Genomic DNA, 25,753 nt, shown 5'->3' with positions numbered 1-25,753 from the left:
CTGCCGTCAGCAGGCGCCGGGGCCCGATGCGCCGCGCATCCCGTCCCCTCCCCGCGGCCCCGTCCAGGCCCCGGCGTCGCATTCACCGGTCGATGGCCCGCCCTGCCCTCCCCAGGCATGGCGGGCCATCGCCGTTCAGGACCGGTCAGCCTGCCGCTTCGTCCATGGCGTCGCGCACCGTTTGAACCAGCTGCTTCAGGTTGAAGGGCTTCGGCAGGAAGCGGACATTCGGATCGTCGCCGAGCTTGCGGCGGAAGGTGTCTTCGGCATAGCCCGAGATGAAGACGATCGAGACCCCCGGCACCTTCTCGCGCACTTTCTCGGCCAGTGCCGGGCCATCCATGCCCGGCATCACGACGTCGGTGACCAGCACGTCGATGCCGGCCTCGACCAGTTCGTCCAGCCGGGCCGCCGCCACATCGGCACTTTCGGCCTCTTCCACCGTAAAGCCCCGCTGACGCAGGGCGCGGGCGGCAAAGGCACGCACCGGATCCTCGTCTTCCACGAACAGCACCCGGCCGCCGGAACCTGCGATCTCGGATTTGCGCGGCGGCGCGGCTTCGGGGGCGAGATCGATTTCGAGCCCGCTGGTTTCCACCTCGGTGTGACGGGGCAGCAGAATGCGGAAGGCGGTGCCGCGGCCGGGCTCGCTGCGCACGAACAGGAAGCCGCCGGTCTGGCGGATGATGCCATAGGCGGTGGCGAGGCCGAGCCCGGTGCCCTGCCCGGCCGCCTTGGTGGTGAAGAACGGCTCGAAAATCTTGGGCAGGATGTCGCGCGGAATGCCCGAGCCGGTATCGCGCAGCTCGACCATCACGTAATCGCCGGTCGGCACCCGCTCGCGCCCGCCGGCCATCATCCAGTCGCGATCCATCGCCAGCGTGTCTTCGCTCGCGAAATTGCGGGTCGCGATCGACAGCTGTCCGCCACTCGGCATCGCGTCGCGGGCATTGACCGCCAGATTGATGATCACCTGTTCCAGCTGCCCCTGATCCACCCTGACCGGCGCCAGATCGCGGCCGTGATGGACGTCGAGCATGATCGCCTCGCCCAACAGCCGGCGGAGGAGATGGGTAAGCTCGGCCAGGACATCGGTGATGTCCAGCACCCGCGGCTGCAGGGTCTGCTGGCGCGAGAAGGCAAGCAGCTGGCGGACGAGATTGGCCGCGCGATTGGCATTCTGCTTGATCTGCATGACGTCGGCAAAGGACGCATCACCCGGCGGATGGCGCATCAACAGCAGGTCGCAGAAGCCGATCATCGCCGTCAGCAGGTTGTTGAAGTCATGCGCGACGCCGCCCGCCAGCTGGCCCACCGCCTGCATCTTCTGCGACTGCGCGAACTGGACCTCCAGCTCCTTGCGCTCGGTGACGTCGATGACGTGGATGAGGGCCGCAGCCAGATGATCTTCGTCGGCCCGGCGGAGCAGCAGAGAGGCGACCCGGTCGGGGCGCTGGCGAAACGAGACCTCGATCGGCGCGGTGATCCGCTCGGCGCCGCCGAAGACCGCATCGAAGGCGTCGGACAGGGCAAACCGCCGGTCATGGACCACCAGATCGGTGAAGGCATATCCGGGCTCCAGCCCGTCCTCGCCGGTCAGGCGGATCAGCGCGGCATTCGACGCCAGCACCCCGCCGCGATTGTCGACCAGGGCGATGCCGATCGGTGCCAGATCGAACAGGCGCCGGAAGCGCCCTTCCGCCGGCTCGATCGGCACGATGTCCAGATCGAGCCCACCGCCATGGCTGGCGGGCAGCTGCGACGGCGGCTGCGGCAATCGCAGCGGCTCTTCCGCCTCGGGCACGACCTCAGGCACATGATCCGGCACGGCGGTCACCGCGGAGGGCGTGTCGATGGCGGCAGCCCGCAGCATCGCCGTACGGGCAAGTCCGGCGCCGGCGAAGATGATCAGGATCAGGCCGGCGACATCGACCAGCGTGGTCATGCCGCTTTCCGGCATGCCGCCCAGTTCGACCCCGGTACTGCCCGCCAGAAGGGCGATGCCGGTGATGCCGATCACCAGATCGCGCATCACCGCCTGGGTCGCGCCCTTCAATGCTTCCATGCTCATACCGCCCTGCTCGCCCGTCCTGGTCTCCGGCCGGATGCCGTTCGGGCATCATGCCACAGCACGGGTCATCCGCGCACGCGCCGCCCTTTGGCCCGGAAGACATAGCCGATCACCTCGGCCACGGCCTGATAGTGCTCGACCGGAATTTCCCGGTCGATCTCGGCCGTATCCCAGAGTGCGCGGGCAAGCGGCGGATTCTCCACCACGGCCACATCGTTCTGCAGCGCCAGATCGCGAATGCGGAAGGCGACCGCATCCACGCCCATCGCCACAACCATCGGCGCATGCATCTTGGGTGGGTCGTATTTCAGGGCGACGGCGTAATGGGTCGGGTTGGTGACCACGACATCGGCGGTCGGCACCGCCGCCATCATGCGCTTGCGGGCCCGTTCCATGCGGATCTGGCGCAGGCGGGCCTTGATGATCGGGTCGCCTTCGCTCTGCTTCATCTCGTCGCGGACCTCGCGCTGCGACATCCGCATCTGCTGCATGAAGGTGTAGCGCTGGAAGGCATAGTCGGCCGCGGCGATCACGGTCATCACGCAGGCCGCCGCCAGGACGATCACGAAGGCATCGTCGGCCAGCCGTTCCATCAATGCCGCCGGCGCTTCGCGCGGCACCAGATCCAGATCTTCCAGCCGCGGCCGGGCCACCAGCCACGACACGCCGGCGACCACCATGATCTTCAGCAGCCCCTTCACGAATTCGACCAGCGCCTTGGCCGAGAACTGGCGCTTCAGCCCGGCGATCAGCGAGATCTTTTCGAATTTGGGCTTCAGCGATTCTGCCGAGACGTTGCCGCCGCGCTGCACGAAGCCCGAGGCAAGGGCGGCGATGATGAACACCAGCACCGGCAGCGCCAGCCAGGTGAGCATCTGAATGGCCAGCGCCCTGAGCAGATGGCCGACGGCGCTCGGGTCCATCAGAAAGGTATCGGCGCTGGCGATCAACCCGCGCAGGCCCAGACCGACATCGCGGACCATGCCGGGAAGCACCGCCACGATCGCGATCGAAACCGCAACCAGCATGAGCCAGTGATTGATTTCCTGGCTGGACGGCAGCTGACCCTTCTTGCGCGCGTCCTCGAGCTTTTTTGGCGTGGGGTCTTCGGTTTTTTGGCTGTCGTCTTCGCTCTGCTCGCTCATGGCTCAGGATCCCGGATTCAGGGCAGGAGCATGTCGAGACGCTGGCCGACCCGATCGAGCCAGACCAGCATCGCGGCAGACAGGGTGATCGCCATGACGGACAGCCCGATCAGCATCTGAACCGGAATGGCGATGAAGAACACCTGGATGGTGGGCATCAGCCGCGCCAGCAGGCCGAGCGCCACCTGGAACAATGTGCCGACCAGCAGCAGGGGCGCTGCGACCTGGGTCGCGAGCACGAAGGCCTGGTCCAGCAGCCGCCCCATCATCTCGGCCGCATCGCCGAAGGGCAGCGGCTCGCCCACCGGGAAGGTCTGGTAGCTGTGGATCACGGCGCCCAGCATCATCAGATGCATGCCGCTGGTGAAGATCAGCACCAGCGACAGTGCGGTCAGGAAATTGCCCGGCAAGGCGCCCTGGGCCTGCTGGGTGGGGTCGTACATCATGGCGGTCGCAAGACCGCTCTGCATCGAGATGACCACGCCCGCCGTGTGCAGGGCCGCCACCAGAAGCCGCAGCATCAGGCCGAGCAGGATGCCGACGGCGGCTTCGAGAAAAGCGAGCCGGAGGATCTCCGCCGGCTGGTCGGGCGTAACGGGCAGCTCGGCCTCGATCACGGGCGCGAGTGCCACCGACAGCAGCAGGGCCAGGATCAGCCGTGCCCGGGCCGAGACATTGGTCTCACCGATGCCGGGCATCAGCATCAGGGCGGCGCCGAGCCTCAGGAACACCAGCAGGACCGAGAAGACCTCGACCCCGAGCAGGTCGGTCATGCCCCAGGCCCTCCGGGCGTCATGGCGCCGCGCCGATGGCCGGGATGCGCTCGTAGAGCAGGCGGGTGTAGTCGGCCATGCCTGTCCAGATGAACGGCAGGAAGATCACCAGCGCCACGACGATGGCGATGATCTTCGGCACGAAGGACAGGGTCATTTCCTGGATCTGGGTCAGCGCCTGGACCAGCGAAATGGCAAGGCCCACGGTCAGCGCGACCAGCATGACCGGCGCGCCCAGCCTGAGCATCGTCCACAGCGCCTCGCGCCCGATATCGATTGCCTCGTTGGGCGTCATGGCCGGCCGGTCCGGAACTGGGGAAGACGAAGCGGAAGAGAGAGAGGAACGGAACGCAGGCCAAAGCCGCGCTCAGATCGGCATGCGCATGATTTCCTGATAGGCACCGATCACCCGGTCGCGGATCGCCACCACGGTCTGCAGCGAGGTTTCGGCGGCAGCCACCGAGGTCACCACGTCCTGAAGGCTGGCGGTGCCCGAAACCGCCTGCATCGCCGACCGTTCCGACGCCTGACCGGCCTTTACGCTCTGGCCGATGACGTCACTCACCATGTCGGCGAAGGCGCCGGAAGCACCGGCCCGGTCACCGCCCTCGGTGCCCGGCGCCTTGATGCCGCGGGCGGCATTGGCGTAGGCGGCGGCGGCTGAGGCGAACTTGGCATCCATGGGTCTGATCCGTCCGTGTTCTGGGCCGATACCGGCCGGGGCCGGGTGTCAGGTCAGGTGTCAGCGCAGCAGATCGAGCGCGCGCTGCACCATCGTGCGGGTGGTCTCGATGACGCTGAGATTGGCTTCATAGCCCCGCTGGGCCTCGCGCATGTCGACCATCTCGACCACCGGGTTGACGTTGGGGCGCAACACATAGCCGTTCTCGTCGGCCGCCGGATGGCCGGGATCGTATTCGCGATCGAATGGCGACTGATCGACACCATAGCGCGACACCCGAACCGTCGGCAGGCCCAGTTCCTTGTTCAGCCCCTCGGCGAAACTGATCGTCCGACGGCGATAGGGTTCCGAGCCCGGCGTGGTTCCGGTGCTGTCGGCATTGGCGAGATTTTCCGCCACCACCCGCAGACGTTCCGACTGCACCTGCATGCCGGCCGCGGAGATCCGCGTGATCTTCATCAGGTCCATGAGGCAAGCCTCCCCTGGCCGATGTCAGCGGGATGATCCGTCATGGCCTCACCCCGCCCCGCCACCGCGACCCAGCGCCGTGCGGATCATGTCCATATGCTTCTTGTAGAGGGTGGATGCAAGCGTGAACTGGCTGGCATTGCCGGCAAGCTTCACCGCCTGATCCTCAATGTTGATCTTGTTGTCGTCGATCGTGACCTCGAGCGGCTTGCGGTCTTCAGCCGCACGGTAGCCGCCATCCGCGACGGCCGGCGCCATGTGGCCGGTTTTCGTCGCGGCCATCTGCAGCTCTCCGCCGGCCGCCATGCTGCTGCCGCCGCCCGTCGAGGCGCCGGTCATCCGCAGCCCCGAGGCCCGTTCGGCCATGGCACCGAAATCGACGGGCTTCAGGTCGCGTGCCTTGTAGCCCGGCGTGTTGACGTTCGCTATGTTCTGGGCCAGCACCGCCTGACGTTCGGTCAGCCAGCCCATCCGCTTCTTCAGGGAAGAGAACAGCGGTATGCGCGTTATGTCCATCGTCGGGCCCGGTCCGATCGGATATCTTCAGGAAGCGCGCGAGGCGGGCCGGCAAGGCCGGCAGCAGGATCCGCTTCCGGATGCCTGTCCCGCATCGTGGCAGGAAGGTCGCCGCAGGATCAACAGGATATGCCGGCGGCCTTAAGGAAACGTAAAACCGCGGCGCCCGCGGATCAAGAGAAGGACGCGCGCGACAGATGCGCGCGCCGGCTGCAGAGGGCGGTGAGACCGCGGAAATCGACGGTTCGGAACCGGCGCCCCGATCCGGCTGGCCAAGGCCTGCCGGCAACGGGCCCCGGACATGGAAGGGGCGAGCATGCTCTATCTGACCCGCAAGGTCGGTGAAGCGGTGGTGATCAACGACGAGATCGAGGTGACCGTGATCGAGGTGCGCGGCAAGACCGTGCGGCTCGGCCTCACCTTCCCCGCCGACGCGACCGTACTCAGGCGCGAGGTTTATGACCGGGTCCAGGCGGAAAACCGCGCGGCGCTGGGCCTGGACGAAGCCGGGCAGACCGGCGCGCCGGAAGACGTGCCGGCCTTCGTGACCCGCGGCCCCGCCCCCGACGAGGCCGGCTGAGCGGGTTGACCGGCTCTCTGAGTTGCTTATGGGCCTGGAAGGGATCATCATGAAATCTGTTGCCAGACGACGGCCCCGGTCTGCCAGACGAAGGGCTGTGTCAGCCCGACGGGATGATCCGAGATGACCCAGAAGCAGCCACGCCAGGTGGCGGTGGCCCTTGGCTTCGACCCCACCGGCGACGACGTGCCCAAAGTGCTGGCGGCCGGCCACGGCGCCCTTGCCGAAAAGATCCTCGCCATGGCCTTCGCCTCGGGGATCCCCGTCCGGCGGGATGCCGACCTGGCCGCGATCCTTGAGGCGCTGGAGCCGGAAAGCCCGATCCCGCCGGCCGCCTTTGCGGCGGTGGCGGAGATCCTGGCCCATCTCTACCGCCTGAACGGCAGTCTGGGCGGCGGCGACCGCTGAACGACGTGTACGCTGAACGTGGATACCGACGGAGGAAGACGGGTGATGACGCCTGATCAGGGCGACGACGATCGCGGAACCGGCCTCGGAGACATCCAGGATCCGGTGGCGGCGCTGGATGCCATCGCCGCCGAGATTTCCGTCGCCCGCGAGATGTTGGCCCGCGGCGATGCCGTGGACCTGCACGGTATGGAAGTGCGGGTCACCCGGTTCTGCGAGCAACTGGCGAGCCTGCCGCCCGGCAGCGGCCAGTCAGTACGCCCGCGCATGCTGGGCTTGATCGACGCGCTGAACGTTCTGGAGCGCGAGATGCGGCAGGTTTTCGATGAAACCGCCCGCGAGATGGGCGGGTTCTCCGCCCGCCAGCGCGCCACAGCCGCCTATGGCCGCACAGGCAATCGCTGACCGCGACGAGGCACCGCAACCCCGGCCTTTCCGCCCCTGTACCGGCCTTCCCGCCCCTGCCCCCGCCTTCCCCTGTACTCCCGGACCGTTTGCATGACCTTTAACGACATTCTCCAGATGATCGCCGGGCTGGCACTCGTGGCCGGGCTGATCGGCCTTGTCGCCCTGGCGATCCGCCGCTGGGGCGATCGGGCCGGCGCCCCGGCCCGCGGCCGCCGGCTCGCCCTGGTCGAAAGCCGCCAGATCGACCCCAAGCGGCGGCTGGTGCTGATCCGCCGCGACGATGTGGAACATCTGCTGCTGATCGGTGGCGACGGTGATCTGGTGATCGAGCGGGCCATCGAGGCGCCCGACATGGCCGCTGCACCCGCGCCCATGCGGGGGACCGAGCCCGGCTTCCGCCCCGCAGGCGCCCCCGTCGCCGCGCGCGACTATGCGGATGACGATGACGAGGACGAGCCGGTGCTGCGCGTCGACCGGCGCGGAACCGGACGGCGGCGTGGTTTTCCGCCTCAGCCGGGGCGGCGGATCCCACCGGAGTTCGATCGGTGAAGCAGGGCGTGCGGCACAAGACCGCACAGCTTGCCGGAGTTCTGATCCTGTTCCTGCTGGCGGCCCTGGCCGGCAGTCATCCGGCTTTTGCCCAGTCGGTCACCGTCGATCTGGGGGCCGAGGATCCGGGCGGCTTCACCGGCCGGATCGTTCAGCTCGTCACCCTGGTCACCGTGCTGTCGCTGGCACCGGGGCTGCTGGTGGCGGTGACGTCTTTCACCCGGATCGTGGTGGTGCTGTCGCTTCTGCGCAGCGCGCTGGGCGTGCAACAGACGCCGCCCAATGCGGTGCTGATCGGCCTTGCCATGTTCCTGACCGGCTTCGTGATGACGCCCACTTTCGAGCGCGCCTGGACAGAGGGCGTGGCGCCGCTGGTGGCCGAAGACATCACCGAAGAGGAAGCCTTCGACCGGATTTCCGCGCCCTTCCGCGACTTCATGACCGCCCATGTCGGCGAGCGCGAGCTGACGGCCTTCGTGGATATGGCGGCGCTCGATCCCGAACCGGCATCGGTAGAAGACGTTCCCCTTCAGGTGCTGGTGCCGGCCTTCATGGTCAGCGAGCTGCGCCGCGCCTTCGAGATCGGCTTCCTGGTCTTCCTGCCCTTCCTGATCATCGACATGCTGGTGGCATCGCTGCTGATGTCCATGGGCATGATGATGCTGCCGCCGGTGATGATTTCATTGCCGTTCAAATTGATTTTCTTTGTTCTGATCGACGGCTGGTCGCTCATTGCGGGAAGCCTGGTGCGCAGTTTCGCGGGTTGACCCCTTGAACAGGGCCTCGACCTTCCGATCGGCCCTGCATTATGCGTCGAGACCTGATATCCTCCGAACATGGGACGTCGGGAGGTTCCGGGTATGTACGGCAACAACCAGCCCCACGGGATGACGACATGCCGCGGGCGCGTGTCTGCGGTCATGAAGGCACTCACCATATGCCTGCCTCTGTTCGCTGCACAAAGTGCCGTTGCAGCGGGCCCCGTCGAGCTCTCGACACCCGTTTCACGCGTCGGTGATGGCGAAGGCGGGCTCAGGGCATCCCTGCAGCCCGTGCCGGATGGCAGCGGTACGCTCGAGATGACGGCCTGGGCCACACCTCGTCTTCTCGGCGATTATGCTCAGACCAATGCGATCGCGCTGCTGACGGACGCTCAGGGTACCATACTGATGCAGGCCGCCTTTTCCTGCCGGCGCCATATGCGGCAACTGGCCCAGACGACGCATGCCGCGTGTCAGCAACCCTACAAGATCAGCCGCGATATTCTGGCGCGGGCAAGCTATTTGTTCATATTCAATACACTCTGTGTATGGCAGCAAGCGAGTGGTCAGCCGACCAGAGTTGCCGGATGTGTTGCCGAAGGAGACACGGTTCAGCAGGCCGCTGCTTTCGCAACCCAGACCCTTCCGGCCCTTCTGGACGAAAGTTCACTCGCTGTCGGAGGCCAGATCACGGCAGGCGCGTGGCGAGGGGTACGGCTGCGCTGAGGGGAAGATCGGGCCGCTGATGCCGGTCTCAGCCTCCCGCCGCGAGGCCCGCAAGGGTGGCGACAAGATCCGCCCCCAACCCCGGTACCGCCAGAGGGCGCAGCATGGCGCCCGGCAGAGCCGGCAGGCCCAGCCCGGCGGGCGCATGCGGAATGTCATCATAGCGACCGACATCCGGTACGGCGGCGACGCCCAGACCGGCCGAGAGCGCTGCTGCCAGGGATCGGGCATCAGTCGCCTCGTGCACAAGCCGCCAGCGGCGTCCAGCCCGGCCGAGCGCCACGATTGCCGCCTGCCGGAAAATGCAGGGCGGCCGGAATGCGATCAGCGGCAGGGCCGCCGCCCCTGACGTCTCCGGCCCCCCACGCCAGTGGATCGCGATCGGCAGGCCGCCCCCACCCCCGGCTTCCGCAGCGCCATCCACCGCGATCGCCAGCGGCAGCGCCAGATCCAACTCGCCCGCCGCGATTTCTGCGGTCAGCTGGGCATTGTGGGTGATGCGCAGATCAAGGCCCGTGCCGGGGCGGAGCCGCGCCACTTCCGCAACCAGCCGTCCCAGGATCTCGTCGCTGGCATGCTGGTGCACGCCCAGCCTCAGCGTGGCCGGCAGCTCCTCCAGCCCCAGCATGTCGGCCACCAGCCCGTCATGCAGCGCGATCAGCCGCCGTGCCTGTTCGGCCAGCCGCTCCCCGGCCGCCGTCGGCTGCGGCGGCTGGCTGCGTCCGGGGGAGGCGCGCTGGATCAGCCGGTGGCCCAGCAGATCTTCCAGCCGCCGGATCTGCTGGCTGACGGCCGGCTGGGTCCGGCCAAGCAGGCTGGCCGCGCGGGCGAAACCGCCGGCGTCGAGCACCGTCAGAAAACAGCGCAGCAGGGTGATGTCGAGATCGGGGCGGATCATCCGGCGGCCTGTCGCAGGGAAAACCTATAACGGAGCGTGATAGGATGGATCACGCCATTCGATTTTACAAGCGCTTACCTTGGGAACCACACTGCGCGTGTTCTCCATCGGGCGGTGCCGCACGAACGGCCCTGCCCCGCCCTCCCGAGGATGCGCCATGATCCGCACCGCATCGCATACCCAGGCCCCCACCCTCCCCCTGGCCGACCGGATGATGCCGAGCGGTTTCGTTCTGTTGTGGAGCACCGGTTATATCGGCGGCGCGATCGCGCTCCGCGGGCTGGAGCCGCTGACCATGAGCGTGATCCGCTTCGCCCTTGCCACCCTGGTCATGGCCGGCATCGTCGCCGTCCTGCGCATCCGGCGGCCGGCGCGGCCGATGCTGCTGGTCCATGCCGCCGTCACCGGACTGCTGATGCACGGCCTGCAGTTCGGCGGGCTGTATGGCGGCATGGCGGCCGGCGTGCCGGCGGGCACGGCGGCGCTGATCATGGGGCTGATGCCGGTGGTGGTGACGGTGGCCGCCGGGCCGTTTCTGGGCGAATGGCCGGGGCGGCGGCATCTGGCGGGGCTGGCGCTCGGGGTGGCCGGTGTCGGTCTGGTGGTGGGGCAGCGCCTGGGGGATCCGGGCCAGGCACCGCTCCACGCCTATCTGCTGGTGGCGGCGGGGCTCGCCGGTCTTTCCTTCGGCTCGCTCTGGCAGAAGCGGTTCTGCGCCGGGCTTGACCTCAGGCTGGCCGGCATGGTGCAGACGGCGGCCGGCGGGCTGGTCCTGGTGCCCGCCGCCCTGCTGCTGGAAACCGGCCATATGGTCTGGACCGTCGAGGTGACCGGCGCGGTGGTCTGGCTGGCCCTGGTGAATTCAATCGCCGCAATCGCGATCCTGGGCGCGCTGATGCGGCGTGGTGCGGCTGCCCGCGCGGCCGGGCTGTTCTTCCTGGTGCCCTCTGCCACCGCCATCATGGCCTGGCTGCTGCTGGGTGAGCCGATCACCCCTCTGATGCTGGCCGGCATCGCCCTGTCGGCCGCGGGGGTGCGGCTCGGCCGCAGCTGATCCTTATCAGATCACGGTCATGCCGCCATCGACCGTCAGGGCATGGCCCAGAACGAAGGCCGCGTCGTCCGAGGCGAGGAAGACCACCGCATTGGCGATCTCCTCTGCCTCCCCCACCCGGCCGATCGGGTGCATGGCGGCCATCAGCGGCTCGTGATCGGGCCGGCGCTCCACCGCCCGGGCCATCATCTCGGTGCGAATGACCCCGGGGCAGACCGCATTGATGCGGATACCCTTGCGGCCGTTCTCCACCGCCGCACTCTTGGTCATGCCCAGAACCGCATGCTTGCTGGCAGCATAGAGCGCACGGCCCGGCGCGCCGACCAGCCCGGCCACCGAGGCGGTGTTGATGATCGCCCCGCCGCCCGGACGATCCAGCATATGCGCAAGCTCGTGCTTCATGCACAGCCACACGCCCTTGACGTTCACGTCCATCAGGTGCTGATAGATCTCGTCGTCGCTGCGCACCAGCGGGCCGGTTTCGATCTCTATGCCGGCATTGTTGAAGGCGATGTCCAGTCGGCCGAAGCGTGCCACCGCCTCCGCCACCATCCGGCTCACCTGATCGCCATGGCGGACATCGGCCGCCAGCCCGAAGGCCTCACCACCGCCGGCCGTGATCTCGTCCGCCGTCGCCGCGGCGGCGGCGGCATCGATATCGGCGACACAGACCCGCGCGCCCTCGCGGGCAAAAGCGAGTGCGGTGGCACGACCGATCCCGGCACCGCCGCCGGTCACCAGCGCGGCCCTGCCTGACAGGCGCTGCGTCATCCCGTTCCTCCCGTCTTGTCCTTATGGCCGTCTTGTCGTTATGGCCGTCTTGTCGTTGTGATGCGTCAGGCGGCCCGATGCGGGTCGGCCTGATGATGGGGCCAGAGCAGCTGCCCCAGCAGCAATGTCATGCTTTGCCGCACGGGCTCCGCCGAGCGTTCCAGCTTCATGCGCAGCAGCGCGCCTTCCCAGGCATCCCAGATCAGCCCCGACAGCAGCCCGGCCGGCAGATCGCGGCGCAGCTCCCCCTTGTCCTGCCCCTCGCGGATCAGCCCGACCAGACGGCCGCGCCAGGCCAGATGCGCCGTCTGCAGCGCCTCGCGACACAAGTCGCTCGACAGCGTGATCTCGGCCGCCAGATTGCCCATCAGGCAGCCGGGCCGGTCGGGCGCGCGCTCGTGCCAGGCGATCATCTCGTTGAAGACATGGGCGATGGTGGCCTGCGCCCCCGGCGGGGCGGCGGCGACCATCGCATCCCAGGACCGTTGCAGATGGTCGCCATACTGGCCGATCACCGCGACCGCAAAGGCTTCCTTGCTGGGGAAGTGATTGTAGAACGAGCCCTTTGGCACGCCCGCGGTCTCGGTGATCTGCAGGATGCCGGTGGCGTTATAGCCGTCGCGCCAGAACAGATCGCGCCCCGCCTTCAGGAGACGGTTCGGAATGTCGGCGCTGTCCTTGGTTCGCGGCATGGCAGTCACCCCGGGGGCGGAAGGATTGATCGAACAATATGACCGGTCGTCTCAAGCGGTCAAGCAGCTGCGACACCGCGGTCGATTTCTGGGCTAACCCATTCGTGGAATGGCGAAACCGGGATCCTGCCCCGCCGTCAGCGGCGTCGTGATCAGATCGGCGAGGTCAAGCAGCACCGCACGCGCCGGCCTGAAGCCGCCGTCTTCCGCCCCGACCAGCAGCCCGGCATCCAGCAAGGCATCCCGCACCGCCGAGGGCCCGAGCGGCCGGCCTTCGGCGGCAGCGGTCAGAAGATCGATCGCCCCAGGCAGGGCCAGGGCCGCAAAGGCGCGGCTGGTGGCGGCCTCGGTCATCTGCTGGTCCTTCCGCTTGCCCGGTCAGCTTTCTGCCAGCGGCTGGCGGCAGCGCACGACCTCGTAAAGCATGATGCCGGTGGATACCGCAAGGTTGAGGCTGTCGGCCCGACCCAGCATCGGAATCTTCACCGTCCGGTCGCAGGCCCCCACCATCTGGGGCGGCAGGCCCGATTGTTCATTGCCCATCATCAGCAGCAGCGGCGGCCGGTAGTCGACCAGGCGGTAATCCACCGCCGCGGTAAGCGCGGTTCCCACCACCGTGCCGGTCCAGCCGCGGCGCCAGTCCAGGAAGGCCGCCATCGGGGCACGCACGATGCGGTTCACGAACAGCGAACCCATGGTTGCACGAACCGCTTCCACCGACCAGGGGTCGCAGGTGTCGCCGACCAGGATGGCCCCGGCTCCTTTCACTGCATCCAGCGTGCGCAGCACCGTGCCCAGATTGCCGGGATCCTTGATCCCTTCCAGCACCACCCACAGCGCACCGGGTTCGGGCCGGACGTCGGCCAGGGTGAATTCCCGGCGGCGGAAGGCGCCGATCACGGTCTGCGGGTTGTCGCGCCGGGCGATCTTGACCAGAACCTCGGGTGTCACCTCCAACGCACGGGCGCCGGTGCCGGCGATCAGCTTCGCCAGCCGCCGCCCGGGCGGCAGATCGCGCAGCCGGTCGACGAAGACCACCTCCTCCAGCGTGAAGCCCAGTTCCACGCCTTCGATCACCGCCCGCAACCCTTCGACCAGGAACAGGCCGGTCGCCTCGCGGTTCTTCTTCAGGTGCAGCCCGGCCAGCCGCTTCACCGCCGGATTGGACAGGCTGCTCACCGGCCTCGCATCGATTTCGAAGGTCATGTCTCAGGCTCCGCGAAGGGCGGCGGGCTCGGCCATCAGCGCCGTATCGGACATCCAGCGGGCGAAGAGCGCGGTGGGCAGCACCCGGCCGGCCGAGAGTTCGGCCGTGGCGATCTCGCCGCAGAACACCCGCCCCTGCAGCCGGCCCATGGTTTCGGTCATCAACCCGGCCAGCGCCGCCGAGGTGAGGCGCGTGGCATAGGCGGTCAGGATCACGAACATGGCATCGGGGGCGGTCACGGCCGCGACATCGGCAAGGATCGGCGGCAGATCGTCGAACAGCTTCCAGACCTCGCCCTTGGGGCCGCGGCCGTATTTGGGCGGATCGAGCAGAATGCCGTCATAGGTGTTGCCGCGACGGACCTCGCGCGCCAGGAAGCGGCGGGCATCTTCCACCAGCCAACGGATCGGCAGATCATCGAGACCGGCAGCCGCCTGGTTCTCGCGCGCCTGATGGATCGCCTTTTTCGAGGCGTCGACGTGCACGACCTCTGCCCCGGCAGAGGCGGCCAGCAGCGAGGCGACGCCGGTATAGCCGAACAGGTTGAGCAGCCGCGGCGGCGGGCCGCCGGCGGCGACCCGCGCGCGGATACGTGGCAGCATCCAGGCCCATTGCGTCGCCTGCTCGGGGAAGAAGCCCAGATGCCGGAAGGGTGTGAACCGGCCGAGGAAGCCCACGCCTTCGAATGTCATCGGCCAGGTCTCGGGCATGTCGCCGCGGGCGAAGCGCCAGCGGCCGCCCTCGTCTTCCGATGTCCGGTCGGCATCGAACATCGCATCCGCCCGCTCCCACGCCGCCTCGTCGAGCGCCGGGCTCCACATTGCCTGGGGCTCGGGACGGATGACGGTCATCCGACCGGCGCGCTCCAGCTTGCGGCCATAACCGCTGTCGAGCAGGGCGTAATCGGCCCAGCCCTCGGTGATCATCAGCTCAGGCCGGGGCCAGGCGGGATTGCGGGACGGATCGGCGGGCGCGGACAAGATGCGGACGAAGCTCCGGCAGGGACAGGACATGCGATCCCGGCGGCAGACGGCCCGGGACCGGAGGCGCGCATCCTAAAGCCTCGCCGCGGCAGACGGAACCGCAAAGCGGCAGCCGGGATCAAGGGGACGCGCCCCGATCAGTTGATCGTGCTGAGGCGCTGGGTCGCGACCTGCTGACGATAGGCGGCCAGGAAACTCTCATAGCTGCCGACCTGCGAGAGCGCCGCGCGGAAATCGGCACTTTCCGGCCGTGCGATCGGGTCGGTCACGAAACGGAAGGCGCCGGCGACGGTGGTGCCGGCCATGCGCTGGCCCAGCTTCTGGCGCAGCTCGCGGCGCAACTCGTCATTGCCGGCCAGCACGGCGGCAACCGCGGTCTTCAGCGCCTCGCGCGCGGTGACGTCGTCGACCCGAGCCTCGGGGCTGTTCAGCACCGGCTCGATGACATGGCGATAGGCGGTGGCCGCATCGCCCCATTTCTCCTGGGCCCAGTTGAATTCGGCCCGCAGCCGACGGGCTTCGGCACCGTCATCCCCCTGGATCGCCGCGAAGGCGCCGGGATATTCGCCCAGATCGGCCAGCGCCCGTGCCTCCAGCCGCTGGCGCTGTTCGACCAGCGCCGGGGTCATGTCGGCGGTGACACTGTCCTGCAGGGCCTGGCGTGCACCGGCGGGGTCGTTGTCCAGCAGGCGGATCAACGCCAGCCGGGCGCCCACCCGCGACTTATCGGCGCCGCTCAGCCGGAAGGCGACCTGATGGCGGAGCAGTTCCGAGGCTTCGTCGAGCAGATCGACCGCGGCCAGCTTGTCGGCCATGATCCGGATCATCTCGTCGCCGCGTTCGCCCACCGGGGTCAGCTCGCGATAGTCGTAGAACAGGGCCAGCGCATCCAGCGGCGCCAGTTTCGAAGCGCCGCCATCGACGAACAGCCACGAGAAGGTGTCGCTCATGCGCTTCGCCAGCGCCGCCGATTGCGGGGCGTCGGGATAATAGGTCACGGCCTCTTTCCAGGCGGCGAGCGCATCATGGTAGTTGCCGGCCTTCTCGTGCATCTCGCCCAGAAGCTGCAGCATGTGCAGCTCGATCTCGTCGCCGCGCCAGTCGAAGCGCAGCTTGTCGATCGCGGCCGCCCCGTCGGATGCGGTGATCGCGCCGGTCTCCACCTCAGTCTGGATCTGCGCCAGACGGGCCAGAACCGAGACCTTGCGATCGATGCCCTGATCGGCAATGGCGCGCCAGCGCTGGATGGCCGCCTCGGGATTGCCGGCCGCCTTGTCGGCCAGCCCCGACAGATAGTCGGTCATCGCCCGATCGGACGGCGACAGGTTCATCGACGACAGATTGTCCAGGATCTCGCGGCCGATTTCCAGCCGGCCGCTGGTCAGCGCCGACTGTCCGATCTGGACCAGCATCCGCACCCTGAGTGCTTCGGGGAAATCGGCCGGCACCTTCACGCCGCCCGAGGCATACTCGCCCACCTGTTGATGGCGTTCCCGCCCGGCCGCCACCGCCGCGCGCCACAGCGCATAGCCGGGATCCTGGTCGAAGCGCGGATCGTTGAAAGCGGTCTCGGCCTCGTCGTAATGCCCCTGCATATAGGCCGCCGCCCCCTTCAGGGCCACCACATCCACCCGATCGGCAATGCCCGGCTCCAGGGCGATCGCGGTTTCGATCACCCCTGCCGCCTCGGCCGCGAAGCCGTTGGCCAGCAGGAAGCGGGCCAGCGTCAGCCGCGGTCCGGTGCGCAATGGCGGCGCCACCGACACGATCGCCTGCTGCAGGGCCTGGCGGGTCTCGGTGATCAGATCGGGGGTGCGCACCCAGCGGGCGAAATCGAACGGATCGCGGCCGCCGATCGCCATTTCAGTCATCAGCCGGGCCGCCTCGGTATCGGCCTCCTGCACCGGGGCCGCCGGAGCCGGCGGCAAGGCGGCCGGCGCCAGTGCCTCGGCCGAAATCGGCAGGCCGCCACCACCGCCGATCTCCACACCGTCGCGGCGGCTGGCGACCGGCAGGGTATCCGGCCGCGGCCGTATCGCGACGCCCTGCGCCGTTTCCAGCAGCTCGAAGGGCACGAATTTCCGGGCCGGTACCACCCCGCGCGACGACGCGCGGATCGGCACCAGAATCATGTGGATGCCCGAGACGGGGTCGGTGACGTTGAGCGGTGCTGCACCGTCGCTGCCATCCACCACCAGCCCGCCGGTCGTGCCGCCGGCCACCGTCAGCGGCTGGTTGGGCAAGGGGGCGTCTTCCAGCAGCCGCACCCGCCAGATCCCCTCGTCGCGGCGGACGTGCGGCCGGAGCCCCGGCCGGGTGTCGAGCCGGAGCACCAGCGCCCGGTCGGGATTGTCGACCACCAGCACCCGTTCGATCTGCCCCGCCGACGGCCCGGTCAGGCTTTCGGTGACGACATTGGCCGGCCGGTCGAAGGCGATCCAGATGGCATCATAAGCTTCGAACACCACCGCGGCCGGGGCATTGCCGCCCCAGTCGAAATCGATCACCACACCGCGATCGGCGGGCGTGGTGATGATCGTGACACCCGAGGCCTCGGTGCTGCCGGAGCCGGCCTGAAAACCGGGCAGCAGGCCCGGCAGGCCACCGGCAGGGGCAGGCGTCGCAGGGCTGGGGGCAGCGGGCGCCGCCGGCGTGGTTCCCGAGGTCCCGGCACCGCCCGGCGTCGCACCCGGCGCCGTCTGGATCTGAACCGGCGGCACCGGCCCGTCGGGCATGGCAGGCGCCGGCGTCGGTGGTGTCGGCGTCGCTGGGGCCGGGCTCTCGCCTACCAGGGTCGCGATGTCGGCGATCGGCTCCCGCCCGGCGGCACGTGCCGCGGCATCGGCGGGTTCGTAGATGTCGATCACCACGCGATTGCCGACATAAAAATGGCGGATGCGGGCATCGGCCTTGACGGTAAAACCCGCCGCAGTGCGACCATTGCCGGTCTCAACCGCGGCCGCTGCGACATAGCGGCCAAGGCGCACCGGCACATCGGTGACGTCGATCGTCACCGGTTCCTGAAAGACAATGGTGAGGGCATTGCCCTCGACCTTCACTTCATAGCCGACACGGCCGGTCCAGTCGAAGACGATGCGGCCGAACGTGGGATGCAGGCCGGTGCGCACGCGGATGGACGGCAGGGTTTGCGCGGCCGCCCCATCCGGCCGGGCCGCGGCGGCGGCAGGCGCCTGCTGGGCGAAGGCACGGGGAGGCATCGACGGCAGGCACAACCCCGCCGCCACCGCCAGCGCGACCGTCAGCCGCGTTACGGGCCCACACCCTCCCTTCAGATCCCTCACGATCCGAAGCCCTCCGCTTCCGGTTCGTCGATCAGCACGTCGACCCGCCGGCTCTTCGCATAGCGTTCGGCCCTGGGCAGGCGGATATCGACATCGTCGAACCGCGAAGACCCGTGACCATAGACCGCTATCGTCTTCGTGTACCCGCTCTGGCGCAAGGCCCGTGCGACCGAAGCGGCACGATCGATCGACAGTTCCCAGTTGGACGGATAGCGGTCGTTCTGGATCTGGATCGGATCGGTGTGGCCCTCGACACTCACCCGGTTGGCGAAAACCGACAGGCTTTCACCCAGCAGGAACAGCACCCGGCGCGCCCCCGGCACCAGATCGGCGCTGCCAGGCGGAAACAGGCTGTCGGCCGGCAGGGACAGCACCACCCGGCCGTTCTCACGCCGCAGTTCCAGATCCGGGATCCGTTCCGCCATGGGCAGCTGGGCCAGCTTGGTGGTCATGATCCGGCGCAGATAATCCAGATCCACCGCCCGCGGGATCAGCACGCTCGGCATGTCGACCGAGGCCGAGGGCCGGGGGGCCGGCACCGCCTGGGTCAGGTTCAGCCGCGCGCCGAGCGAGCTTGCGATCTCCTGGAAACGGTCGTCCTGAAGGGAGGACATGGCGAACAGCATCACGAAGAAGGTGAGCAGCAGCGAGACCAGATCGGCGAACGTGTACATCCAGTCGGCCTTGGCGGGCTCACCATGGACCGGACCGTCCTCGGCACCTGTCTGATCGTCGACACCGCTCATCGCGCGCCTCCCGCACCTTCGGTGTCGATCTGCGGCGGAGAGCCTGCCCGGAACTCGATCACCAGTTCGGGGTCCCTGTGGTCGCCGACACCGGTTGCCAGGATCCGTTCGGGCATGCCGAAGGCGACGGCGGTGCGGGCCAGCACCCCGGCGCGGAGCAGGGATTGCCGGTCGACATCACCGCCCGGGCCGCGGGGCAGGCCAAAGGTCACTTCGCGCACCTCGGGCCCGCGGGTGGAGAGCAGATCGCTCACCCGGTCGAGCAGGTCCGAAACCCGCGGCCGCACCCGGGGCTCCCCCTCGGTGAAGACCTCGTCCATCGGCACGCGCACCTGCAGCACATTGCCATTGTCGAAGGCCTGCACCCGGGCGCGCGGGATCGCCGCTTGCAGCAGTTCGAACAGGGCTGTGCGGAAGGCTTCCGAGATATTGCCCGGGCCATAGAGGATCGCGATCCGGTCGAGCCGGCCATCGGTGGCGGTCGAAGAGGCGAAGGTCGACTGCAGGCTGTCGACCGTCGACTGAACCTTCTCTTCGCTGACCTTGGAGATCACGTTCAGCATGATGAAGAAGGACAGGAGAATGAGGTAGAGCCCCAGATACAGGGCCACGTTGCCGTCGGCGTGCCGCCGCTTGGGGCGTGGCGCCTCATCCTCCATTCCCCGTCTCCCTCAGCTTCCCGCCGATCGCAGCATCTGAGCCTCTGGTCTCAATCGAACAGCGCGTCGATGTCTTCCTGGCGGATCGCATCGTCGTTCGACGCCGGCCCTTCCAGGGTCTGATCGTCGTCGACGCGCGAGACCACGTCCTTCCAGGTCTTGTGCGACGGGTCGGCCGGGGCCTTCTCCGCCTCGCCCATATCGCCGAAGACCGAGATCATGGCGTCGATCTTGATCTCGATATACTTCAGCGTCTTGACGACCTTACCGATGCGCTGACCGGTCACGTCCTGGAAGTTGCAGGCCTCGTAGATGCGGGTCACCTGATCGCGCATCCGGTCGGCCGCCTCGCCTTCCAGGCCATCCAGCACGTTCTCGATGGTCTCGACTGCATCCAGGATGTTGCTGGTCGCAACCTCGGTCGCACCCACGATGGCATCCAGCTCGTCGGTGGCCGACGGAATGTGATCGGTCCGGATCTCATGCGGGCTCAGCTCGGCGATTTCGAGCTTGGCGCGCTGGATGTAGGTCGCGAGTTCGTTCAGTTCGCCATAGAGCTGCAGCTCCTGGGCGGTGATGTCGCCATCCATCGTGCCGAGCAGCGCCTCGACCACTTCGGTCACTTCCGAGAGCTGCACGTTCTCGCCGCGTTCGGCACGCAGCGTATCGATACGCTGCTGCAGGTCGGCACGCAGATTGCCTTTGACGTTCATAGCACGGTGCTCCCGATGAGCCTGCGAAAGGACCGGAACCCGCCTGAAATCAGAACGGCCCGAGGACCGCAACAAGCTTCGACTTGAGCGTCTCGGCGTTGAACGGCTTCACGATGTAGTTGTTCACGCCGGCTTCCTTGGCCGCCAGCACGTTCTCGGTCTTGCTTTCGGCCGTGATCATGATGAAGGGGGTGTCCTTCAGCTTCACGTCCTTGCGCACTTCCTTGAGCAGCTGGAGACCGGTCATCGGCTCCATGTTCCAGTCGGAGATGACCAGCCCATACTTCTTTTCGCGCAGCTTGCGCAGGGCCATGCCGCCGTCGGTCGCCTCGTCGACGTTCACGAAGTCGAGCTGCTTCAGCAAGTTACGGATGATCCGCAGCATCGTCTTGTAATCGTCGACGATCAGGATCGGCATGTTGAGGTCGACACTCATTAGGGTCCAACTCCGTTCGTTCTTCAGTTGCCGTTTCCGGGAGCAGCCGGGGTTGCGAGCGTCCCGCCCTCCACTGCACCTTCCGCGCCGGGCGGCAGCTTGCGCCGCTCGGCGAGTTCCGTCGTCACCTCACGTGCGCGGACCGGGTCCATCTGGGCCAGGATCGGCGCGGTGCGGCGCTCTTTCATACGTTCCATCACCTGCATCAGCACCGGCAGGTCCAGGCCCTGGAAGATCCGGGCGGCATCTTCGGGCTCCATCGCCTCGTAGATGCGGACCAGGCGCTGATATTCGCTCTCCTGTGCCTCGCTGACCTTGCCGAGCAGGGACTCGATCTCGGTCTGGATGGAACGGAGCTGGGCGATCTTGTCGTCGATGCGGGTCTCCATCGCCGCCAGCAGCCGCTCGCGCTCGTCGACCCGGGACTGACGTTCGTCAAGCTCGCGGCGACGTTCGGACAGGCGCTGCAGCACGGCCACCTCGCCGCGGGTCAGCTTGCTCACGTCGATCGGCTCGGACCCCTCGCTCCCCGACGGGACGTCGGGGGTGCGGAAGGCATCGGTCGCGATCGGACGGTCGGGTGCCGGTGCAGGCTCGGTCGCGGCAGGCTGGGCCGGCGCGGCCTCAGCCGGGGCAGCGCCCCCCTCGGTGCCGGGCTTGCCCTCGGGCGGGGTCGGCGGCACGGCCTGGGCCTCGGCGGGCGCGCCGCCGACACCGATCTCCACCGCCGGATCCCGGCCGTCGAAAATGTCGACCACGCGCACCGACAGCATCAATGCCGCCACGAAGATCGTCGCCGGCAGCAAACGCAGGCCCAGCGGGCCCGAGCGGCGCTGCACGGCGGCAACACTCGGCCTCGGGTTCGCGGCAGCGGCGTGTGGTGCAGGCGCCGTCGTCCGCCGCCTGCGGATCAGAGAGGCCATCAGTCACCCCCCTTCAGCATGCGCAGGATCGCGGCCGTGGTTTCGGCGCGACTGCGCTGGGCGCGCGGCTGTGCGGGTTCCGGTGCCGTCGCCGGCCGCTCCGCGCGCAACGGCCGGTCGTCGTCCTCGTCGTCGAAATCATGGGCCAGGGGCTCGGCGGCGCCGTTGCGCCGCGCCGGCCCGCTCCGCTCGGCAGGCCCGCCCCGCTCGGCAGACTCGGGCCGTGCGGCCGCCAGGGGGGCGGCAGCACGGCTCTGGGCTTCCACCCGCGCCACCCGGACAGCGGCTTCCAGCCGGTCGGCCAGCTTGCCGCCATGGTCGATCATGAAGGCCAGATCCTCACGCAGCACCTGCGCCTCGCCGAGCTTGGGCCCGATCTCGTCGGCGGTGGCGGCGCTCGCCGCCTTCAGCCCGGCGATGCCGGCCTCCGCCCGACGGGTGGCTTCGATGAAATTGTCGATCAGCTTGGGCAGCTCGCTCTGGGCGGCACGCAGCTCCCCCAGGCGCCGGTGCAGGGCGACGCAATAGCCGATGGTGGCACCGAGCAGCACCACCAGCGTCACGTCGAGAATCATGCCCAGGCTGAAGCTCATCGTGTCATCTTCGACTTGCGCACGCTGTCCTTGAGCTGGACCGCGATGTTATCCATAACCCGCCCCAGACGGCCGCGCGCCAGCGGCACACTGCCGCAGCGCACCAGCACATCGGAATTCGGCCGTGCATTCAGCTTCAGGGTGGTCCCCACCTTGAACCTCATCACCTCGCCCAGGGTCAGGGTCTGTTCGTCGAGCAGAGCCTCGACGGTCACGTTCGTATACCACAGCTCCTGAGCGAGATGAGTCTCCCAGATCGTATCGCGACCGAACTTCTCGCCCATGAACATCTGAAGCAGCAGCTCGCGCACCGGCTCCAGGGTCGCATAGGGTATCAGGATCTCCAGTCGCCCGCCGCGATCCTCCATATCCACCCGGAACCGTGCCACGATCGCGGCATTGGCGCCGCGGGCGATGGTCGCGAAGCGGGGGTTGGTCTCCAGCCGCTCGAACTTCATGTTCACCGGGCTCAACGGATCGAAGGCCGCGGACAGGTCGTTCAGCACCACCCGGATCATCTGTTCGACCAGGTTGCGCTCGATGGTCGTATAGGGTCGGCCCTCGATCCGCATGATCGTGGTGCCGCGCCGGCCACCCAACAGCACGTCGACGATCGAATAGATCAGCGAGCTGTCGACGGTGACCAGGCCGTAATTGTCCCATTCCTCGGCCTTGAACACCGCGATCATCGCTGGCAGCGGGATCGAATTCAGATAGTCGCCGAAGCGGATCGACGAGGTGCTGTCGAGCGAGACTTCGACATTGTCCGAGGTGAAGTTACGCATCGAGGTGGTCATCTGCCGTTGCAGGCGGTCGAACACGACCTCCAGCATCGGCAGACGTTCGTAGGAGACCAGCGAGCTGTTGATGATCGCCCGGATGCCCGAACGTTCCTCGTCGCCCTCATCCCCCTGGTCGAAGCCCAGCAGGCTGTCGATTTCGTCCTGGCTGAGCGCACGCGTGCCCTCTTCGGCGAAGAGCGCATCGACATCGCCCTGATCGCCGCCGCCCTCGCCGGAGCCCTCGGCCGCCATCATCGCTTCCCATTCGGCGGCGATGGCGTCTTCGTCGGGGCTGCCGTCTTCGTCGTTGGGATCGGCCATGGACCTGGTCTCCTTCCGGCAGAGGCGGCGTGGCCGGGGCCCCGCCGCCCGCCGCCTACTGGACGAGCATCTCGCGGAACAGCACGTCGTTCACCACGACAGGCCGGGCCGCCACATTCACCCGGTCGAGCAGCTCCTCGCGGAGGCGGTAGATGCCGGCAGACCCGCTCAGATCCTCGACGCGCATCTCGCGCAGATAGACCTGGAAGCTGTCGATGATGCGCGGCAGCACTTTTTCGACCAGGGGCGTATCTTCCTGCTTCTGGAGTTCGAGGGAAACCTTCAGCTTGAGGAAACTCACACGTTTGCCGCCGGTGTTCAGGTTCACCAGCATTTCGGGGAGATCGTAATACACCGCGGTCAGCGGATCGCGGGCCTGCTGGCCGGCCGGGGCCGCGCCATGGCCGCCGCCTGCGGCGGCCGCTGCGCCGTGCCCGGCCGCATCGCCCTCCGCATGAGCCGCTTCCTCGCCGCCGCCACCTATCATGCCGGTCAGGAAGGCAGCGGCTCCGCCACCGCCGATCAGCAGAAGGGGGAGCAGGATGAAAAGGATCAGCTTTTTGCCGCCCTTCTTCTTCCCCTCGCCCTCGCCGTCCATACCGACTGCCTCGTCAGCCATCTTCCAAGCTTCCCGCTTCTGTCCGTCCCGTCGGAGATCCGGGCACGTGCCTCTGATATACGAGATCGTCCGCCTCTGACGGAGCTGCAAGCCCCGGTGCAGTCCGATCCGCAGGTGCGGCCGTCCTCTCCACCGTTCAGCCGTACCCTAATCGGAACACGGTTAACAAGCTCTTGCGCTGCACCACGAACCGGCAATTTTTTCCGGACCGGCCGGCGGTCGACCCGCAGATCCTGCCGCCCGGCAGGGGCCGAGTCGGCTTCCTGCCGCAGATCCATTCATCAAATTTCATATCTTTCAATAAGTTACGAGTTTGGCACGCCATCTGCATAGAGGTTCAGCGACCCCGCCGGGATGCCGGCAGCAAAGCGTTTCGAGGCCGATCCGATGCAGAACACCAGTTATGTCGCCCTGTCGCGTCAGATGACGATGGCCCGCGAGCTGGAGCTGGTGGCGAACAACATCGCCAACGCGGAGACCACGGCCTATCGCGGCGAGCGGATGATGTTCACCGACTTCCTCCACGACCCGTCCGATGCGCCCAAGACCCATTTCGCCCGCGACGTCGCCGTCGTCCGCAACCTGGCCCAGGGCCGGCCGATCGAGACCGGCGCACCGCTGGACGTGATGATCGAGGGCGACGGCTATTTCCAGGTCGAGACCCCCTTCGGCCCCCGCTACACCCGCAACGGCAAGTTCTCGACCGATGTCGACGGCCGGCTGGTGAGCGTGACCGGCGACCCGGTCACGGCGGCGGGCGGCGGTACCATCACCGTGCCGCTGAACGACGGTCCGATCAGGGTCGGTACCGACGGCACGGTCGCAACGGATGCGGGCCCGGTGGCGCAGATCCGGGTGGTGAATTTCGAAAGCGAATACCTGCTGCGCAAGACCCAGTCGGGCCTCTATGCCACCGACTCGCAGCCGCAGGACATTGACGAGCCCAAGGTCGTGCAGGGCATGATCGAAGGCTCCAACGTCCAGCCGGTGGTGGAGATGACCCGGATGATGACGCTGCTGCGCGCCTTCGAGGCCGCCCAGAACGTCATCGACACCGAACACGACAACCAGCGCCGCGCCGTCGAGCGCATTCTCCGTCAGGCCTGAGCCGGCTGACCCCAGGACGTACAGGATCGGAAGAGAGAGGCCAGGCAGATGAGATCGCTCAGCATCGCAGCCACCGGCATGGTCGCCCAGCAGACCAATGTCGACGTGATCGCGAACAACATCGCGAACATGAACACCGCCGGCTACAAGGTGCGGCGCCCGGAATTCCAGGATCTGCTCTACCAGAACCAGCGCCGCGTGGGCTCCGCCTCGTCGGATGTGGGCACGATCGTGCCGTCGGGCGTGCAGATCGGTCTCGGCGTGCGCACCGCTTCGGTCTACCGCATCACCTTGCAGGGCCCGCTGGAGGTCACCGACAACCCGCTCGACCTCGCGATCCAGGGTGACGGCTATTTCCGGGTGGCGCTGCCCAATGGCGACGACGCCTATACCCGCGCCGGCTCTTTCCAGCTGTCGCCCCAGGGCGCGATCGTCACCGCCGACGGCTTCACCGTTCAGCCGCAGATCGTGATCCCGGCCGAGGCGACCGAAATCTCGATCAACCCGACGGGCGAGGTGCAGGTGAAGCTGGCCGGCCAGGTGGATCCGCAGAATGTCGGCCAGCTGGAACTGACCATCTTCCCGAACGAGGGCGGCCTGGAAGCACTGGGTAATAACCTCTTCGCCCAGACGCCGTCTTCGGGCGAGCCCGCCAATGCCGTGCCCGGTACCGCCGGCTACGGCACCCTGCTGCAGGGCTATATCGAGCGCTCGAACGTCGACCCGGTGAAGGAAATCACCAACCTGATCACCGCCCAGCGGGCCTATGAGATGAATTCGAAGGTCATCACCGCCTCGGACGAGATGTACTCCACCGTCACCAAGCTGCGCTGATCGCCCCCTTCCTCTTCCGCCTCTTC

Annotated in this window: 31 protein-coding genes; 9 read left to right on the top strand and 22 right to left on the bottom strand. The window is 67.7% G+C overall.

The features are described from left to right. Window positions 1–145: 145 nt before the first annotated feature. From TMO_RS05675 to TMO_RS05645, 7 genes are all read right to left on the bottom strand, one after another. Window positions 146–2,071 carry an ATP-binding protein gene (locus TMO_RS05675; protein WP_014744645.1) on the bottom strand — a complete coding sequence of 642 codons (1,926 nt, stop codon included), beginning with the start codon at window positions 2,069–2,071 and terminating at the stop codon, window positions 146–148. A 65-nt stretch (window positions 2,072–2,136) separates the two neighbouring features. Continuing rightward, complete coding sequence (flhB, locus tag TMO_RS05670) at window positions 2,137–3,216, bottom strand: flagellar biosynthesis protein FlhB (protein ID WP_014744644.1); 1,080 nt, start codon at window positions 3,214–3,216, stop codon at window positions 2,137–2,139. A 17-nt stretch (window positions 3,217–3,233) separates the two neighbouring features. Continuing rightward, a complete protein-coding gene (gene fliR / locus TMO_RS05665; RefSeq protein ID WP_014744643.1) occupies window positions 3,234–3,989 on the bottom strand; it encodes a flagellar biosynthetic protein FliR in 756 nt (251 codons plus the stop codon). 19 nt (window positions 3,990–4,008) lie between these two features. After that, entirely contained in the window at window positions 4,009–4,284 is a 276-nt protein-coding gene (gene fliQ / locus TMO_RS05660) for a flagellar biosynthesis protein FliQ (protein ID WP_014744642.1), read from the bottom strand. 72 nt (window positions 4,285–4,356) lie between these two features. Continuing rightward, window positions 4,357–4,671, bottom strand: coding sequence for a flagellar hook-basal body complex protein FliE (locus tag TMO_RS05655; RefSeq protein ID WP_014744641.1), 315 nt, complete (start codon window positions 4,669–4,671; stop codon window positions 4,357–4,359). 60 nt (window positions 4,672–4,731) lie between these two features. Next, complete coding sequence (gene flgC / locus TMO_RS05650) at window positions 4,732–5,139, bottom strand: flagellar basal body rod protein FlgC (RefSeq protein ID WP_014744640.1); 408 nt, start codon at window positions 5,137–5,139, stop codon at window positions 4,732–4,734. 48 nt (window positions 5,140–5,187) lie between these two features. Then, window positions 5,188–5,655, bottom strand: a complete 468-nt coding sequence (locus tag TMO_RS05645) for a flagellar basal body rod protein FlgB (RefSeq protein WP_041604846.1) — start codon at window positions 5,653–5,655, stop codon at window positions 5,188–5,190. Window positions 5,656–5,971: 316 nt separating this feature from the next. Here TMO_RS05645 and csrA point away from each other — a divergent pair, with 316 nt between their 5' ends. From csrA to TMO_RS05615, 6 genes are all read left to right on the top strand, one after another. Further along, a complete protein-coding gene (csrA, locus tag TMO_RS05640; protein ID WP_014744638.1) occupies window positions 5,972–6,235 on the top strand; it encodes a carbon storage regulator CsrA in 264 nt (87 codons plus the stop codon). 123 nt (window positions 6,236–6,358) lie between these two features. Next, the gene (locus tag TMO_RS05635) at window positions 6,359–6,643 is read left to right on the top strand and encodes an EscU/YscU/HrcU family type III secretion system export apparatus switch protein (RefSeq protein WP_014744637.1); all 285 of its coding nucleotides are present in this window, start codon (window positions 6,359–6,361) and stop codon (window positions 6,641–6,643) included. A gap of 45 nt (window positions 6,644–6,688) precedes the next feature. Next, window positions 6,689–7,048, top strand: coding sequence for a hypothetical protein (locus TMO_RS05630; protein WP_014744636.1), 360 nt, complete (start codon window positions 6,689–6,691; stop codon window positions 7,046–7,048). Window positions 7,049–7,141: 93 nt separating this feature from the next. Further along, a complete protein-coding gene (locus TMO_RS29135) occupies window positions 7,142–7,600 on the top strand; it encodes a FliO/MopB family protein (RefSeq protein WP_014744635.1) in 459 nt (152 codons plus the stop codon). After that, window positions 7,597–8,367 carry a flagellar type III secretion system pore protein FliP gene (gene fliP / locus TMO_RS05620; RefSeq protein WP_014744634.1) on the top strand — a complete coding sequence of 257 codons (771 nt, stop codon included), beginning with the start codon at window positions 7,597–7,599 and terminating at the stop codon, window positions 8,365–8,367. The genes TMO_RS29135 and fliP overlap by 4 nt, the downstream gene beginning before the upstream one ends. Window positions 8,368–8,460: 93 nt before the next feature. Further along, window positions 8,461–9,087: a hypothetical protein gene (locus TMO_RS05615; RefSeq protein ID WP_041604845.1), complete on the top strand. Its 627-nt coding sequence runs from the start codon at window positions 8,461–8,463 to the stop codon at window positions 9,085–9,087. Window positions 9,088–9,115: 28 nt separating this feature from the next. Here the strand turns inward: TMO_RS05615 and TMO_RS05610 are convergent, their stop codons facing one another. Continuing rightward, window positions 9,116–9,985: a LysR family transcriptional regulator gene (locus tag TMO_RS05610; RefSeq protein ID WP_014744633.1), complete on the bottom strand. Its 870-nt coding sequence runs from the start codon at window positions 9,983–9,985 to the stop codon at window positions 9,116–9,118. Between the two features lie 157 nt (window positions 9,986–10,142). On the opposite strand from TMO_RS05610, the gene TMO_RS05605 reads away from it, so the two are divergent. Continuing rightward, window positions 10,143–11,039, top strand: coding sequence for a DMT family transporter (locus TMO_RS05605; protein WP_014744632.1), 897 nt, complete (start codon window positions 10,143–10,145; stop codon window positions 11,037–11,039). 6 nt (window positions 11,040–11,045) lie between these two features. On the opposite strand, the gene TMO_RS05600 is transcribed toward TMO_RS05605, so the two are convergent. From TMO_RS05600 to TMO_RS05535, 14 genes are all read right to left on the bottom strand, one after another. Then, window positions 11,046–11,810, bottom strand: coding sequence for an SDR family oxidoreductase (locus TMO_RS05600; RefSeq protein ID WP_014744631.1), 765 nt, complete (start codon window positions 11,808–11,810; stop codon window positions 11,046–11,048). Window positions 11,811–11,875: 65 nt separating this feature from the next. Beyond that, window positions 11,876–12,502: a TetR/AcrR family transcriptional regulator gene (locus tag TMO_RS05595; protein ID WP_014744630.1), complete on the bottom strand. Its 627-nt coding sequence runs from the start codon at window positions 12,500–12,502 to the stop codon at window positions 11,876–11,878. Window positions 12,503–12,595: 93 nt separating this feature from the next. Further along, window positions 12,596–12,856 (bottom strand): hypothetical protein, encoded by a 261-nt coding sequence (locus TMO_RS05590; RefSeq protein ID WP_014744628.1) that lies wholly within the window; start codon window positions 12,854–12,856, stop codon window positions 12,596–12,598. 24 nt (window positions 12,857–12,880) lie between these two features. Next, window positions 12,881–13,708 carry a TrmH family RNA methyltransferase gene (locus TMO_RS05585; protein WP_014744627.1) on the bottom strand — a complete coding sequence of 276 codons (828 nt, stop codon included), beginning with the start codon at window positions 13,706–13,708 and terminating at the stop codon, window positions 12,881–12,883. A gap of 3 nt (window positions 13,709–13,711) precedes the next feature. After that, complete coding sequence (locus TMO_RS05580; RefSeq protein WP_014744626.1) at window positions 13,712–14,689, bottom strand: RsmD family RNA methyltransferase; 978 nt, start codon at window positions 14,687–14,689, stop codon at window positions 13,712–13,714. 140 nt (window positions 14,690–14,829) lie between these two features. Then, the gene (locus TMO_RS05575; protein ID WP_014744625.1) at window positions 14,830–17,994 is read right to left on the bottom strand and encodes a hypothetical protein; all 3,165 of its coding nucleotides are present in this window, start codon (window positions 17,992–17,994) and stop codon (window positions 14,830–14,832) included. Further along, window positions 17,991–18,740, bottom strand: coding sequence for a flagellar motor protein MotB (locus TMO_RS05570; RefSeq protein WP_014744624.1), 750 nt, complete (start codon window positions 18,738–18,740; stop codon window positions 17,991–17,993). Before TMO_RS05570 ends, TMO_RS05575 begins: the two co-directional genes overlap by 4 nt. After that, on the bottom strand, window positions 18,737–19,399 hold the full coding sequence (locus TMO_RS05565; RefSeq protein ID WP_014744623.1) for a flagellar motor protein MotB: 663 nt from the start codon (window positions 19,397–19,399) through the stop codon (window positions 18,737–18,739). Before TMO_RS05565 ends, TMO_RS05570 begins: the two co-directional genes overlap by 4 nt. A gap of 50 nt (window positions 19,400–19,449) precedes the next feature. Next, complete coding sequence (locus tag TMO_RS05560; protein ID WP_014744622.1) at window positions 19,450–20,112, bottom strand: protein phosphatase CheZ; 663 nt, start codon at window positions 20,110–20,112, stop codon at window positions 19,450–19,452. 49 nt (window positions 20,113–20,161) lie between these two features. After that, window positions 20,162–20,548 carry a response regulator gene (locus tag TMO_RS05555; protein ID WP_014744621.1) on the bottom strand — a complete coding sequence of 129 codons (387 nt, stop codon included), beginning with the start codon at window positions 20,546–20,548 and terminating at the stop codon, window positions 20,162–20,164. A gap of 23 nt (window positions 20,549–20,571) precedes the next feature. Further along, window positions 20,572–21,387 carry a MotE family protein gene (locus TMO_RS05550; RefSeq protein WP_014744620.1) on the bottom strand — a complete coding sequence of 272 codons (816 nt, stop codon included), beginning with the start codon at window positions 21,385–21,387 and terminating at the stop codon, window positions 20,572–20,574. Window positions 21,388–21,470: 83 nt separating this feature from the next. Then, window positions 21,471–22,064, bottom strand: a complete 594-nt coding sequence (locus tag TMO_RS29130) for a DUF6468 domain-containing protein (RefSeq protein ID WP_014744619.1) — start codon at window positions 22,062–22,064, stop codon at window positions 21,471–21,473. Then, the gene (gene fliM / locus TMO_RS05540; protein WP_014744618.1) at window positions 22,061–23,167 is read right to left on the bottom strand and encodes a flagellar motor switch protein FliM; all 1,107 of its coding nucleotides are present in this window, start codon (window positions 23,165–23,167) and stop codon (window positions 22,061–22,063) included. Before fliM ends, TMO_RS29130 begins: the two co-directional genes overlap by 4 nt. 55 nt (window positions 23,168–23,222) lie before the next feature. Continuing rightward, complete coding sequence (locus TMO_RS05535) at window positions 23,223–23,786, bottom strand: flagellar basal body-associated FliL family protein (protein WP_041604843.1); 564 nt, start codon at window positions 23,784–23,786, stop codon at window positions 23,223–23,225. Between the two features lie 387 nt (window positions 23,787–24,173). Between TMO_RS05535 and flgF the strand changes: the two genes are divergently transcribed. Both flgF and flgG read left to right on the top strand, forming a co-directional pair. Continuing rightward, a complete protein-coding gene (gene flgF, locus TMO_RS05530) occupies window positions 24,174–24,893 on the top strand; it encodes a flagellar basal-body rod protein FlgF (RefSeq protein WP_041605536.1) in 720 nt (239 codons plus the stop codon). 48 nt (window positions 24,894–24,941) lie between these two features. Continuing rightward, window positions 24,942–25,727: a flagellar basal-body rod protein FlgG gene (gene flgG, locus TMO_RS05525; RefSeq protein ID WP_014744615.1), complete on the top strand. Its 786-nt coding sequence runs from the start codon at window positions 24,942–24,944 to the stop codon at window positions 25,725–25,727. Window positions 25,728–25,753 lie beyond the last annotated feature (26 nt).

It is taken from the genome of Tistrella mobilis KA081020-065, from assembly GCF_000264455.2.
GTDB lineage: Bacteria > Pseudomonadota > Alphaproteobacteria > Tistrellales > Tistrellaceae > Tistrella > Tistrella mobilis.
This window is presented reverse-complemented; position numbering and strand designations above follow the sequence as displayed.